Source organism: Nocardioides sp. cx-169 (assembly GCF_021083605.1).
GTDB lineage: Bacteria > Actinomycetota > Actinomycetes > Propionibacteriales > Nocardioidaceae > Nocardioides.
The window spans coordinates 38,124-51,914 of record NZ_JAJNRO010000006.1; the positions used below are offsets into that span (position 1 = coordinate 38,124).

11 protein-coding genes and 1 pseudogene are annotated in these 13,791 nt (G+C 73.1%); 6 read left to right on the forward strand and 6 right to left on the reverse strand.

Annotation, left to right across the window (positions count from 1 at the left end; translation table 11 throughout):
- Position 1: 1 nt before the first annotated feature.
- Both LRP67_RS11100 and LRP67_RS11105 read right to left on the reverse strand, forming a co-directional pair.
- Positions 2-958 (reverse strand): 1-phosphofructokinase family hexose kinase, encoded by a 957-nt coding sequence (locus LRP67_RS11100; RefSeq protein WP_231270244.1) that lies wholly within the window; start codon positions 956-958, stop codon positions 2-4.
- Positions 955-1,746, reverse strand: coding sequence for a DeoR/GlpR family DNA-binding transcription regulator (locus LRP67_RS11105; protein WP_231270245.1), 792 nt, complete (start codon positions 1,744-1,746; stop codon positions 955-957). The genes LRP67_RS11100 and LRP67_RS11105 overlap by 4 nt, the downstream gene beginning before the upstream one ends.
- Positions 1,747-1,818: 72 nt before the next feature.
- Here LRP67_RS11105 and ptsP point away from each other — a divergent pair, with 72 nt between their 5' ends.
- Positions 1,819-3,510 (forward strand): phosphoenolpyruvate--protein phosphotransferase, encoded by a 1,692-nt coding sequence (gene ptsP / locus LRP67_RS11110; protein ID WP_231270246.1) that lies wholly within the window; start codon positions 1,819-1,821, stop codon positions 3,508-3,510.
- A 123-nt stretch (positions 3,511-3,633) separates the two neighbouring features.
- Here ptsP and LRP67_RS11115 read toward each other — a convergent pair whose 3' ends face one another.
- The gene (locus LRP67_RS11115) at positions 3,634-4,275 is read right to left on the reverse strand and encodes a response regulator transcription factor (RefSeq protein ID WP_231270247.1); all 642 of its coding nucleotides are present in this window, start codon (positions 4,273-4,275) and stop codon (positions 3,634-3,636) included.
- Positions 4,227-5,387, reverse strand: coding sequence for a sensor domain-containing protein (locus LRP67_RS11120; protein ID WP_231270248.1), 1,161 nt, complete (start codon positions 5,385-5,387; stop codon positions 4,227-4,229). Before LRP67_RS11120 ends, LRP67_RS11115 begins: the two co-directional genes overlap by 49 nt.
- Positions 5,388-5,515: 128 nt before the next feature.
- Between LRP67_RS11120 and LRP67_RS11125 the strand changes: the two genes are divergently transcribed.
- Positions 5,516-7,690 (forward strand): MMPL family transporter, encoded by a 2,175-nt coding sequence (locus LRP67_RS11125; RefSeq protein WP_231270249.1) that lies wholly within the window; start codon positions 5,516-5,518, stop codon positions 7,688-7,690.
- Here the strand turns inward: LRP67_RS11125 and LRP67_RS11130 are convergent.
- Both LRP67_RS11130 and LRP67_RS21460 read right to left on the reverse strand, forming a co-directional pair.
- On the reverse strand, positions 7,650-9,833 hold the full coding sequence (locus LRP67_RS11130; protein WP_231270250.1) for a molybdopterin-dependent oxidoreductase: 2,184 nt from the start codon (positions 9,831-9,833) through the stop codon (positions 7,650-7,652). The genes LRP67_RS11125 and LRP67_RS11130 overlap by 41 nt on opposite strands.
- A gap of 19 nt (positions 9,834-9,852) precedes the next feature.
- Complete coding sequence (locus LRP67_RS21460; protein ID WP_269211460.1) at positions 9,853-9,978, reverse strand: hypothetical protein; 126 nt, start codon at positions 9,976-9,978, stop codon at positions 9,853-9,855.
- Between LRP67_RS21460 and LRP67_RS11135 the strand changes: the two are divergent.
- The 4 genes and pseudogenes from LRP67_RS11135 to LRP67_RS11150 form a co-directional block, all read left to right on the forward strand.
- Positions 9,971-10,117 (forward strand): annotated as a pseudogene (locus LRP67_RS11135) (hypothetical protein); the annotation flags it as partial. The gene LRP67_RS21460 and the pseudogene LRP67_RS11135 sit on opposite strands and share 8 nt — an antisense overlap.
- Positions 10,118-10,318: 201 nt before the next feature.
- Positions 10,319-10,861 (forward strand): hypothetical protein, encoded by a 543-nt coding sequence (locus tag LRP67_RS11140; protein WP_231270253.1) that lies wholly within the window; start codon positions 10,319-10,321, stop codon positions 10,859-10,861.
- Between the two features lie 129 nt (positions 10,862-10,990).
- A complete protein-coding gene (gene rpsO, locus LRP67_RS11145) occupies positions 10,991-11,266 on the forward strand; it encodes a 30S ribosomal protein S15 (RefSeq protein ID WP_134738691.1) in 276 nt (91 codons plus the stop codon).
- A 239-nt stretch (positions 11,267-11,505) separates the two neighbouring features.
- Positions 11,506-13,728, forward strand: coding sequence for a polyribonucleotide nucleotidyltransferase (locus LRP67_RS11150; RefSeq protein ID WP_231270251.1), 2,223 nt, complete (start codon positions 11,506-11,508; stop codon positions 13,726-13,728).
- Positions 13,729-13,791 lie beyond the last annotated feature (63 nt).

Below are 13,791 nucleotides of genomic sequence, written 5' to 3' on the forward strand. Positions count from 1 at the left end.
GTCAGCCTTCGTGAGGGAGGAGCGCACGTACGGGGACCAGGGCGGCGTCGACCTGGGCGGGACGAGGGATCGTCGTGCCGGGCAGGCCGGCGGCCGCACTGCCATAGGCGACGGCGAGTGCGAGTCGTTGGCCGGGTGGCTGACGGCGAAGGTCGCCGAGGAGGTAGCCGAAGAGGCTCGAGTCGCCCGCGCCGACGGTGCTGACCACGGTGGTGGGCGGGGGAGAGGCGTGCCAGGCGCCGTCGGCGTTGACCAGCACGGCTCCGTGGGGCCCGAGGGTCACGAGCACCTCGTCGACGCCGGCGCCGATGAGCGAGCCGGCCGCGCGGGCCGCGGCGGCCGGGTCCGCCTCGAGCACCGCCGGGTCCTCGCCGGTGAAGGAGGCGAGCTCCTCCCCGTTGGGCTTCATCAGGTGCGGAGCGCCGTCGGCCAGGCCGGCGACGAGGGCGCGCAGCGGGGCGTCGCTGGTGTCGACAGCGACGCGGACGCCGCGCGCGCGCAGGACGGCGACCAGGCCGGCGTACCAACCGTCGGGCGCGCCGGGCGGCAGCGAGCCGGCCAGCACCACCCAGTCGGCACCGGTGGCGCGACGGGTGACAGCCTCAGCGAGGGCGTCGAGGTCGGCACCGGCGACCGTGGGGCCGGGGCTGTTGAGCTTCGTCGTGGTGCCGTCGGGCTCGCTGATCGTGACGTTGACGCGCACCGGTCCGGCCGGCGCGACCGGCTCGTGGGGGATGTGGGCGGCGCGCAGCTCGAGGACGAACGGGTCCCCGTCGTCTGCGGGGAGCACGGCCAGGGTGGGCACCTCGGCGCTCACGGCGGCTCGGGAGATGTTGATGCCCTTGCCGCCGGCCTGGGAGGTGACGGCCTCCGCGCGCTGGACGGCGCCGCGGCGCAGCGGACCGGTGAGCGTGACGGTGCGGTCGATGCTGGGGTTGGGCGTCAGGGTGATGATCACGCGACCACGACCTCGACATCGGCGCTCCGGAGCGCCTGCAGGTCGTCCTCGCCGATGCCGTCGTCGGTCACGAGGGTGTCGACGTCATCGAGGGTGGCGAAGCGTACGGCGAGCTCGCGGCCCAGCTTGCTGGAGTCGGCGAGCACGACGACGCGGCGCGCGGCCCGGACCAGGGCGCGCTTGGTCGCCGCCTCGTCGCGGTCGGGGGTGGTCAGGCCGTGGCTGAGGGAGAGTCCGTTGGTGCCGAGGAAGACCAGGTCGGCGCGCAGGTCGGCGAGGGCCGCGACGGTGTCGGCGCCGACGGCGGCCTGGGTGGTGGCGCGCACGCGGCCGGGCAGGAGGTGGAGCTCCATCTGGGGCTGCACGACCAGGCGCGCGGCGATCGGGACGGCGTGGGTGACCACGGTCAGGCGCAGGTCGCGGGGGAGCGCCCCGGCGAGGCGCATCGTGGTGCTGCCGGCGTCGAGGAGCACGGTGCCGCCGGCGCTGGGCAGCAGGTCGAGGGCCGCCCGGGCGATCCGGTCCTTGCTCTCGGTGTTGGCCGCGTCCCGCTCGCCGAGCCCGGACTCGATGGCGGCCAGCGCGCCGGCCGGGACGGCGCCGCCGTGCACCCGCTGGACCAGCCCGAGGCGCTCGAGCGCCGTGAGATCGCGCCGGACGGTCTCGGTCGTCACGGCGTACTGTTGGGCCAATGCGGTGACCGACAGGCGCCCTCGCGCGGCCACCAGCTGGGCCATCGCCTGTTGGCGCTCCTCGGCGTACATTGTCATCTGCCCCGTGGCCTCCATCACGTTCTGTGTATGTGTTGTTTTACGTCCGTTTCTGTTGACTGTCAAGGCCGCCGCGGCTTTACTGTGAGGATGGCCACTGACTCGCCCGCTTTGTCAGCCGGACTCCGCGGCACCCCCGTCGTGCCGGGACTCGCCTTCGGGCCAGCCCTGGTCGCCCGGGCCGAGGTCCCCACTGAGGCCGTCGCCCGCTTCGGTGACGGGGGCTTCGCCGACGAGGAGGCCACGCTCGCGGCGTACGACGCCGCGGTCGAGCAGGTCTCCTCCGGCTTCACCGCCAAGGCGTCCGCCGCCTCGGGCGCGGCCGCGGAGGTCCTCACGGCCAGCGCCGGACTGGCACGCGACAAGGGGCTGCGCTCGGCGGTGCGCAAGGCCCTGCGCGGCGGCGACGACCTGCTGGCGGCGGTGCACGCCGCGGTCGAGCAGTTCGTCGGCGTGTTCACTTCGATGGGCGGGCTCATGGCCGAGCGGGCCACCGACCTGCGCGACATCGAGCGGCGCCTCGTCGCCCGCATCGTGGGCGAGGCCGAGCCCGGTGTCCCCAACCCCGAGCGGCCCTCCATCGTGGTGGCCGAGGACCTCGCCCCCGCCGACACCGCGGGCCTGGATCCCGAGGTGGTGCTGGCGCTGGTCACCGAGCGCGGTGGCCCCACCAGCCACACCGCGATCATCGCGCGCCAGCTCGGCATCCCGTGCGTGGTCGGTGCGGCCGGGGTCATGGCCCTCGATGCCGGGCGGCCGCTGCTCGTCGACGGCACCGCCGGCACCGTCCAGGTCGACCCGGACCCCGCGGAGGCGGAACGGCTCGTGGCCGCCGATCAGGAGAGCCGGGCCGCGCTCGCGACCTGGAGCGGACCCGGGGCGACGGCCAACGGCCAGCCCGTCAAGCTGCTCGCCAACGTCGCGGACGGGCCGTCGGCCTCCGGCTCGGCCGACGCGCCGGTCGAGGGCGTGGGACTCTTCCGCACCGAGCTGTGCTTCCTCAACCGTGCCGAGGAGCCGAGCGTCGAGGAGCAGGCCGACATCTACGAGTCCGTGCTCGCGCCGTTCAAGGGCATCGGGCACGTCGTGGTCCGCACCCTGGACGCCGGCAGCGACAAGCCGGTCGCGTTCGCCACCCACGAGGGCGAGGAGAACCCCGCCCTCGGCGTACGCGGGCTGCGCCTGTCCTTCGACAACCCGGGCTTGCTGGAGCGCCAGCTCGACGCGATCGCCCTCGCCGCCGAGCGCTCCGGCACCGAGACCTGGGTGATGGCGCCGATGGTGGCGACCGTCGCCGAGGCGCGCGACTTCGCCGCCGCCGTGCGCGGTCGCGGCCTGAAGGCCGGCGTGATGGTCGAGGTGCCGTCGGCCGCACTGCTGGCACCGCGGATGCTGGAGGTCGTCGACTTCATGTCGATCGGCACCAACGACCTGACGCAGTACACGATGGCCGCCGATCGCATGGCCACCGACCTGGCCCACCTCACCGATCCCTGGCAGCCCGCCGTGCTGCAGCTGATCGCGATCACCGCCGAGGCCGGCCGGCAGGCCGGCAAGTCCGTCGGCGTCTGCGGCGAGGCCGCCGCGGACCCGCTCCTTGCCTGCGCGCTCGTGGGCATGGGCGTCACCTCCCTGTCCATGGCCGCCGCCGCCGTCCGCCCGGTCGGCGCCCGGTTGGGAGCGACCACCTCCGAGCAGTGCGAGGACGTCGCCGAGGCCGCCCTCGGAGCCGACGACCCCGTCGCCGGACGTGCTGCGGTGCTGGAGATCCTGGGTGGGTGAGTCCGTGGCAGGGTTATCAGCATCTGCTGGTAATCCTGCTTGCTGCTGGGCATTTCCCTGACGTTCTGGGGTGAAATAACGGCCCAGAACGTCAGGGTTATCAGCAGATGCTGAAAACCCTGCTCACGCTCGCAACCACGCCAGCACCGCGCGGACCCGACGATGGTCGTCGTCGGTGGTGGCGAGGTCGAGCTTGGTGAAGATGCCGTTGATGTGCTTGGCGACGGCCTTCTCGGTGACGACCAGGCGGGCGGCGATGGCGGCGTTGGAGCGCCCCTCGGCCATCAGGGCGAGGACCTCGCGTTCGCGGGGGGTGAGCCGGTCCAGGGGCCGCTCGCGGCGGTGCGCCATGATCGAGGAGACGACCTCCGGGTCGAGCACGGTGCCGCCCGCCGCGACGCGGCGTACGCCGTCGACGAACTCCGCGACGTCGGAGACCCGGTCCTTGAGCAGGTAGCCGACGGCCCCCTCGCCGCTGGCCAGGAGCTCGCGGGCGTAGAGGTGCTCGACGTACTGCGAGATCACCATCACCGGGAAGCCTGGCCGCGCCACGCGGGCGGCGATGGCGGCGCGCAGGCCCTCGTCGGTCTGGGTGGGCGGGAGTCGCACGTCGACGACGGCTGCGTCGGCGGCGGGGTCGCGCAGCGCCACTGCCAGCGCGGGCTCGTCCTCGACTGCGTGCAGGATCGTGAAGCCGTTGCTCTCCAGCAGCTGGGTCATCCCGGCGCGGAGGAGGGCGTGGTCCTCGGCGAGGACAAGTCGCACGGCACCTCCATCGTCACCACGGTCGGCCCGCCGCTCGGGCTGCTCACGGACATCGTGCCGTCGAACGCGGCGAGACGGCGGCCGATCCCCAGCATGCCCGACCCGGACGCCGGATCGGCGCCGCCGCACCCGTCGTCGGCGACGACCGCTCGCAGCCGCCCCGCCGCGTGCATCAGCGTGATCCGCGCCCGCTGCGCCCTGGCGTGCTTGCCGACGTTGGCCAGGCACTCGGCGATCGCGAAGTAGACGGCCGACTCGACCGGTGCCGGCGGCCGTCCGTCCAGGGCCGCGTCGAGCTCGACGGGTACCGCCATGTCGAGGGCCAGGGCCTGCACGGCCCCGACCAGCCCGCGGTCGGCAAGGACCGGCGGGTGGATGCCGCGTACGACGGAGCGCAGCTCGCCGATCGCGGCCGACGTCGTCTCCCGCGCGTCGTTGACGAGGCGGCGCGCGGCCTCGGGGTCGTCGGCCAGCAGCTGGTCGGCGAGGCCGAGGCTCATCGACAGCGCCACCAGCCGGGCCTGGGCGCCGTCGTGCAGGTCGCGCTCCAGCCGCCGGAGCTCGGCGGCCGAGTGGTCGACCGCGTCGGCCCGGGTCTCGGTGAGCACCTGCACCCGCTGCTCGAGGTGCTCGGTGCGGCTGGAGGCGAGGAACCACAGGTCGACCAGCGACCGGGCCTCCATCTGCGCCCTGATCCCGAACGCCCACAGGGGCAGCAGGACGAAGAGCGCCAGCTCGAGCACGCAGACCAGCGCGAGGACGAAGCCGAACGTCGAGGCCCACACCGCCCACGCCAGGTCGCGCCAGGTCATCGGGTCCCGGAGCACGACCAGCAGCGCCTGGACCGGGTGGCGGGGGACCGGTCGGTAGGGGCGTGGCACGGGGACCCCCAGCACCCTGGCCGCCATCACCCGGTGCTGGTCGGCGATCCAGCGCAGGCACGGCACCGCCACCGCCAGGATCACGATGCCGACCCAGACGACCAGCGTGGCCGTGCCCACCACGGCGAGGACCAGGAACGCCAGGGCCGGGATCGCCAGCAGGAGCTGGGCAGCGGCGTACGCCGTCAGGCGCAACCGGCCCGGCGAGGCGCTCTCGGACGGGGTGCTCACCGCCCCATCCTCCCCGAAATCCGGGGCGGCGGCAGGGGTGCAGGCACCACCGGCGAACCGGGTCCCAGCGCCCCTGACCCCGGGCCCTCGCGTCACGAGGCTGGACTCCCCGAGCCAAGGAGACCGCCATGACCACCAACCCGCTCACCGTGCTGCCGCTGCGCGCGGCCCGCTGGAGCGCCACCCACCCGTGGCGCGCCATCGCCGCCTGGCTGTCGTTCGTCGTCCTTGCCGTCGGCCTCGCCTCGGTCGTCTCCGGCGTCGAGACCGAGGACGCCGACTACCGGCTCGGCGAGTCCGGCCGTGCCGACGAACTCGTCCTCGAGGCCGGCCTGGACCGCCCCGACTCCGAGAGCGTGCTGATCACGGCGGGGGACGGCGACCTCGACCGCGAGGCCGCCGAGCGGGCCGCGGCACGGATCGCCGGCGGCATGGCGGGCCTCGAGGGCGTCGACGCCGTGGCGGCTCCGCAGTGGAGCCCCGACGGGACCGCACTGCTGGTCGCGGTCCAGCTCGCCCGCGACGGGGAGGTCGACGTCGACCCGCTCCGCGAGGTGACGGCCGCAGCGCAGGCGGCGGAGCCAGGTCTCGAGATCCGCCAGGCCGGCGACGTCTCGCTCGACGAGGCGATCGACGAGCGGGTGGGCGACGACCTGGCCGCAGCCGAGGGGATCAGCGTCCCGATCACACTGGTGCTGATGCTGGTCGCCTTCGGCGCGCTGATCGCCGCGGGCCTGCCGGTCCTGCTGGCGTTCACCAGCGTCGCCGCGACCATCGGGATCATGGCGCCGGTCACGCATCTGGTCCCGGCCGAGGGGACGGTCACGAGCATGATCGTGCTGATCGGCATGGCCGTGGGCGTGGACTACTCGTTGTTCTACCTCAAGCGCGAGCGCGAGGAGCGGGCCGCAGGCCGGACGACGCTCGAGGCCGTCGAGATCGCGGCCCAGACCTCCGGCCACTCCATCCTCGTCTCGGGCGGGGCCGTGATCGCCTCCATGACCGGGCTGTTCGTCATGGGCGGCGCCACCTTCAACTCCCTAGCCGTCGGCTCGATCATCGTCGTCGCCGTGGCGGTGCTCGGCTCGATCACCGTGCTGCCCGCGCTGCTGGTCAAGCTCGGACGCTGGGTCGACCGGCCCCGCGTGCCGCTGCTGTGGCGGCTCAACTCCCGGATCGGTCGCGGCGGGCTGAGCAGACGCCTGCTCGGTCCTGTCGTACGGCGACCCGGCGTGGCCCTCGCGCTCTCCGGCGTCGTGGTGGCCGCCCTGGCCGCGCCCGCGCTCGGACTGCGGACCAACGCCGCCAACCTGGAGACGCTACCCGCGTCGATCCCCGAGGTGGCGACGATGCGCGACCTGAGCGCTGCCTTCCCCGCGGAGGGTGCCGCGGCGACCGTCGTCGTCCGCGCCGATCCCGCGCAGCAGGACCGGTTGTCGGCCGCGCTCGCCGACCTCGAGCGGCGGGCGGTCGCCACCGGCGACTACGTCGAGTCCGGGGAGGAGGCCGCGACGTCCGCCGACGGGCGCACGACAGTGCTCCGCATCGGCATGCCGTACGACGAGGCGGATGAACGCGTCAACGAGGCCCTGCGGGAGTTGCGCACGGACCTGGTGCCGGCGGCGTTCGACGGTCTGGAGGCCGAGACCGCCGTGGGCGGCGGCGCTGCGGAGAACCTCGACTACCTCGACCGGCAGTCCGACCGTCTCCCGCTGGTCATCGGGTTCGTGCTGCTGCTGACGTTCCTGATGATGCTGGCGACCTTCCGCAGCGTGCCGATCGCGCTGCTCTCGACCGCGCTGAACCTGGCCTCGGTCGGGGTGTCGTTCGGGTTCATGGTGCTGGTCTTCCAGCACGGCTGGGGCGCGGACCTGCTCGACTTCGACACCCCGGGCTTCGTCATCGACTGGCTGCCGCTGTTCGTGCTGGTGGTCCTGATCGGGCTGTCGATGGACTACCACGTCTTCGTCGTCAGCCGGATCCGCGAGCACCTCGACGCCGGGCTCCCGGCCCGGCTGGCCGTCCAGCGTGGCATCGCGGACACCGCCGGGGTCGTGACCAGCGCGGCGGCGGTGATGGTCTCGGTCTTCGCGATCTTCGCGACCTTGTCGATGCTCGAGATGAAGATGATGGGCGTCGGTCTCTCCGCGGCCATCCTGCTCGACGCCACGATCATCCGGCTGGTGATGCTGCCGGCCGCGCTGGTGCTCCTCGGCGACCGGGCGTGGTGGCCCCGCCGACCGGCCGGGTCGCCCCACGCCGTCACCGGCGCGCGGCCTGCACCGTCACTGGTACGCCGTTGAGCGCCGCGTTGCCGGACACGTCGAGCACCGAGGGGTCGGTGAGGTCGTTGATCGAGATCCCCGCGACCTGCGACGCGTGCCGCATCCGGGTGCCGGCGACCTGGTGGCCGTAGCCGTGGGGGAGGGACACCACGCCCGGCATCAGGTCGTCGGTGCCGGTGACCTCGACCTCGACCTCGCCCACGCGCGAGCGGACCCTGACCCGGTCGCCGTCGGCGAGACCGCGAGCGGCGAGGTCGCCGGGGCTCATCAGCAGGTGGTGGCGCGGCCTGCCCTTGGTCAGCCGCGGAGCGTTGTGCATCCAGGAGTTGTTGTCGCGCTGGTGGCGCCGACCGATCAGCAGCAGCTCCCCCTCCCGCACGACGCTCGGGGCGAGGGCGGCCCGCAGCCGGTCGAGGTCGGCGACGAGGAGCGGCGGCGCGAGGTGGATCCGGCGGTCGGCGGTCTGCAGCCGACCCGGCATCGTCGGGCGCAGCGGGCCGAGGTCCACGCCCTCGGGGTGGGCGCGCAGGCGGCGCATCGACACCGCCCGGCCGGTCGCGAGCAGGCCGGTCAGCACGACGGCGGGGGAGGCGGCCATGCGCGCCGCGCCCACCAGCCGTGCGCGCAGCGGCAGCCGCGGCGCCCCCGGCCGGCGCCGCAGCCGCGTGGCGAGACCGGCGAAGATCTGCCAGTCGTGGCGCTGATCGGCGTCCTTGGCGAACACCGGCGGGGTGTAGCGGGCGGTGTTGCGCACGGCGAAGTTGTGGAAGACCAGGTCGTACTGGTCGCGCTCCAGCGCCGAGGTCGGCGGCAGGATGACGTCGGCGTGCCGCGTCGTCTCGTTGACGTAGAGGTCGACCGAGACCATGAAGTCGAGCCCCTCGAGCGCGCGCCCGAGCCCGTCGCCGTCGGGTGTCGACAGCACCGGGTTGCCGGCCAGCGTCACCAACGCGCGGATCTGACCCTCTCCCGGGGTCTCGATCTCCTCGCGCAGCACCGAGACCGGCAGCTCCCCGGCGAACTCGGGCAGGTCGCGCACCCGGCTGCGCCAGACGTCGAAGTGCCCAGGGCCGATGATCCGCCGTCCGACGATGTCGATGGCCGGTTCGGGGAAGAGGACCCCACCCACGCGGTCGAAGTTGCCGGTCAGCAGGTTGAGGCACTGGATGGCCCACTGGCACACGGAGCCGAATCCCTGCGTCGAGACGCCCAGCCGCCCATACGCCACCGCCCCCTCGGCACCGGCGAGGTCACGTGCGATCTGGCGGACCACCGAGGCCGGCACCCCGCTCACCGCCTCGGCGTGCTCGGGGGTGAAGTCGGCGACCGCCGCCTCGACCGCGGCGACGTCGTCGACGTAGGACGGCGGGTCGGTCAGGCCCTCGGCGAACAGCACGTGCACCATCGCGAGCAGCACGGCGGCGTCGGTGCCGGGGCGGACGAAGTGGTGCTCGGTGGCGATCTTGGCGGTCTCGGTGCGGCGTGGGTCGAGCACGACCATGCGGCCCCCGCGCGCCTTGAGGTCGCGCAGGCGCTGGGGAAAGTCGGGGGCGGTCATCAGGGAGCCGTTGGACGCCATGGGGTTGGCTCCCACCACCAGGAAGTAGGACGTGCGGTCCAGGTCGGGCACCGGGAGCAGGAGCTGGTGGCCGTAGAGCTGCCAGGCGACGAACTGGTGGGGGAACTGGTCGACCGAGGAGGCGCTGAACCGGTTGCGCGTGCGCAGCGCCCTCACGAACGCCGTGCCGTGGGTGGCGGAGCCGAGCGAGTGCGCGCTGGGGTTGCCGAGATAGACGCCCACGGCGTCGCGGCCGTGCTCGGCCGCCGTGGCCGCGAGCCGGTCGGCCACCAGGTCGAGCGCCTCGTCCCAGCCCAGCTCCTCCCACTCGTCGCCGACCCGGCGCACCGGGCGGCGTAGCCGGTCGGCGTCGGTGTAGACGTCGGCGAGCGCCACGCCCTTCGGGCAGACGTGGCCCCGCGAGAGCGGGTCGTCCTCGTTGCCGCGGATCGCGGTGACGGCCCCGCGCTCGAGGGTGAGCTCGAGGCCGCAGATCGCCTCGCACAGGTTGCACGCCGCCAGCCGCGTGCCGGTGTAGTCGGACGGCACGGGTAACGCGCTCAGGAGGCCCACGTCCCGCATCGTGCCACGGAAAGCGGACATCGCCGAGAGTCTAAGTCACCTAAGTTACTTGGACCGGCGGCGAGCACCCGGCCGACTCCCCGCCGCTGACGGTCAACCCGGTGCGCTCGGCCTGGGAGCTGCCCTGGGGTGCCGAGCTGGAGGCCGGCCGCCGGGTCGTGCTCACCGGCCGCTCCTGGAGCGGCGCCGGCCCGGTCACCCGGGTCGAGGTCAGCACCGACGGGGGAGCGACCTGGCACCCGGCCGGCCGCCGCCGCGGGGGCGGGCACAGCCGTGGCCGCGACGCGGCGTGGGCGCAGTGGTCCTACGTGTGGGACCGGCCCTCCGCCGGCAGTCATGAGCTCCTCGCCCGGGCCACCGACGCGCGGACGCCGCCAGCCGCTGGTGACGCCGGACAACGACAACGGCTACTTCTTCGACGCGGTGGTCCGGCACCCGGTCACCGTCGCCTGACCGGGTCCAGCGCCGGCAGGTTTCGACCGTGGCGGCGGCGGAAGCATGCTCCCATGACCTCGAGCCCCGCCCCCGCCTCCGCGCCGGTCGACGCGGTCGCCCGTCAGCTGGTGGGCGCCCTGCTGTGCACCCTGACGCTCGTGCTGCCCGTGTACGGCGCGCTGAGCGCGTCGTCGGCCGGCCCGGTGGCCCTGTCGCTGATCGGGGCTGCCGTGCTGGCGGTGCTGGTCGGCCGGGTGCTCGAGGCCGCCGGCGTCCCGCGCGCGTTCGCGACCTGCCTGGTCGCGGCCGGCGCCTACGCCGTGCTCACGCTCCTCGCGCTCACGATCGCCGCGCTGCTGTGGGACCTGCCCGGCGACAGCGCGCTCGCCCTGGTGGTGGGCGTGCCGGTGGCGGCGGTGGCCGCGGCGATCGCCGTGGCTGTCGTGGCGCGCTTCATCGACGACCGCGTGGTGATGGTCGTCAGCATCGGCGGCTTCTTCGCGGCGCTGGTCACCGCGCAGGCGGTCGGTGGGCTGGTCCACGACGCCCAGGACGTCGCCGCATCCCGGGGCGAAGGGGGTGCCTCCGCCGCGGAGACGTTGGTTTGGGACTGATCGGCCCCGCGCGCTAGGCTGCTGCGGTTGCCCTAGGGCGACATCCTGCCGTGAAACGGCCGCGGACAGAGAGTGCCCGGGTGAACAGGCCCCGGCGCGCCGCGCAACGAGTGAACCAGAAGGAGCCGCATGTCCATCGGAACCGATGCAGCGACGAAGAAGAAGATCATCGCCGAGTACGGCACGACCGAGGGCGACACTGGTTCGCCGGAGGTGCAGATCGCGCTGCTCAGCCACCGCATCGCCCACCTCACCGAGCACCTCAAGACGCACAAGCACGACCACCACAGCCGTCGTGGTCTGCTGCTGCTCGTCGGCCAGCGCCGGCGACTGCTCAACTACCTGCGCAAGACGGAGATCGAGCGCTACCGCTCGATCGTCGAGCGCCTCGGCCTGCGCCGCTGACTGACACGTTGGGACTCACCACCTGGTGGGTCCCAACGCTGCATTGCAGGCTGCACGACAACTGAACAACCACCACAGGAGCGATCCGCGCCACCGCAGGCCCGGTCCTCGGTAGTGATCTTCAGGAGCCCGTCACACCGGCTGCTGCGGGTCTCGATCGAAGATCGGCCACCGCCCCGGCCACTGCCAGGGCATCGTGCGCGCAGTCGCGGATCGCACCGCGAACAGAAAGATCCAACGTGACAGAACCCGTCATCTCCGCCGTCGAGACCGTTCTCGACAACGGCAAGTTCGGCACCCGCACCATCAAGTTCGAGACCGGGCTCCTCGCCCGCCAGGCCGCCGGCTCGGTGACCGCCTACCTCGACGACGACACCATGCTGCTCTCGGCCACCACGGCCGGCAAGCACCCCAAGGACCACTTCGACTTCTTCCCCCTGACGATCGACGTCGAGGAGCGGATGTACGCCGCGGGCCAGATCCCCGGCTCGTTCTTCCGCAGCGAGGGTCGTCCCGGCGAGGACGCGATCCTCACCTGCCGCCTCATCGACCGCCCGCTGCGCCCGACCTTCAAGAAGGGCCTGCGCAACGAGGTCCAGGTCGTCATCACCGTGATGGCGCTCAACCCCGACGCGCCGTACGACGTCCTGGCGATCAACGCCGCGTCGCTGTCCACCCAGCTCTCCGGTCTGCCGTTCTCCGGCCCGGTCGGCGGCGTTCGCGTCGCCCTCATCGAGGGCCAGTGGGTCGCCTTCCCGAGCCACAGCCAGCTCGAGAACGCCGTCTTCGACATGGTCGTCGCCGGCCGCGTCACCGAGACCGGCGACGTCGCGATCATGATGGTCGAGGCCGAGGCCACCGAGCAGACCTGGACCCTGGTCCAGGGCGGCGTGCAGGCGCCGACCGAGGAGGTCGTGGCCGGTGGCCTCGACGCCGCGAAGCCCTTCATCAAGCAGCTGTGCGAGGCCCAGGCCGAGCTGGCCAAGGAGGCCGCCAAGCCGGTCCAGGACTTCCCGGTCTTCCTCGACTTCGAGGACGACGTCTACGACGCCGTCGCCGCCGCCGCCTCCGAGGGCGCCGGCTCCGCGCTGGTCATCGCCGACAAGCTCGAGCGCGAGGCCGCTCTCGACGCTGTCAAGGCGTCGCTTCTCGACCAGCTCGGCGCCCAGTTCGAGGGTCGCGAGAAGGAGATCGGGGCCGCGTTCAAGGCGGTCACGAAGTCCCTCATGCGCGAGCGCGTGCTGCGCGACAAGATCCGCATGGACGGCCGCGGCCTCGCCGACATCCGTCCGCTGCACGCCGAGGTCGGCGTGATCCCGCGCGTTCACGGCTCGGCCCTGTTCGAGCGCGGCGAGACCCAGATCCTGGGTGTCACCACGCTGAACATGCTGACCCTGGAGCAGAAGCTGGACACGCTCTCCCCGGAGAAGACGCGCCGCTACATGCACAAGTACATCTTCCCGCCGTTCTCCACCGGCGAGACCGGCCGCGTGGGCTCGCCCAAGCGGCGCGAGGTCGGCCACGGTGCGCTCGCGCGCCGCGCGCTGCTTCCGGTCCTGCCGACGCGCGAGGAGTTCCCCTACGCGATCCGCCAGCTCTCCGAGGCCATGGGCTCCAACGGCTCCACCTCGATGGGCTCGGTGTGCGCCTCGACCCTGTCGCTGCTGCAGGCCGGTGTCCCGCTGCGGGCCCCCGTCGCCGGCATCGCGATGGGCCTCATCTCCGGCGAGGTCGACGGCAAGACCGAGTACGTCGCGCTGACCGACATCCTCGGCGCCGAGGACGCGATGGGCGACATGGACTTCAAGGTCGCCGGCACCCCGGAGTTCGTGACCGCGCTCCAGCTCGACACCAAGCTCGACGGCATCCCCGCCGAGGTCCTGGCCGCCGCGCTGAACCAGGCCAAGGACGCCCGCACGGCGATCCTCGAGGTCATGAACGAGGAGATCAGCGTCCCCGAGGAGATGTCGGTGCACGCGCCGCGCATCATCACGGTGCGCATCCCGGTCGACAAGATCGGCGAGGTCATCGGCCCGAAGGGCAAGGTGATCAACCAGATCCAGGACGACACCGGTGCGTCGCTGTCGATCGAGGACGACGGCACGATCTACATCGGTGCGACCAACGGCGAGGCCGCCGAGGCCGCCCGCCAGGCCGTCAACGCGATCGCCAACCCGACCATGCCCGAGGTCGGCGAGCGCTACCTCGGCACGGTCGTCAAGACGACCAACTTCGGTGCGTTCGTCTCGCTCATGCCCGGCAAGGACGGCCTGCTGCACATCAGCAAGCTGCGCGGCCTGGCCGGCGGCAAGCGCGTGGAAGCCGTCGAGGACGTCCTGTCCGTGGGCCAGAAGGTCCAGGTCGAGATCGCCGAGGTCGACGACCGCGGCAAGCTGTCGCTCATCCCCGTGGTCGAGGAGGACGCCGCCGAGGCGACCGCCGAGACCGCGGACGCCGAGTGACCGACGCTTCACAGTCGAGCCCCCCCAGCACCCCCGGCGGGGCGACGCCAGGACGGGGGGCGG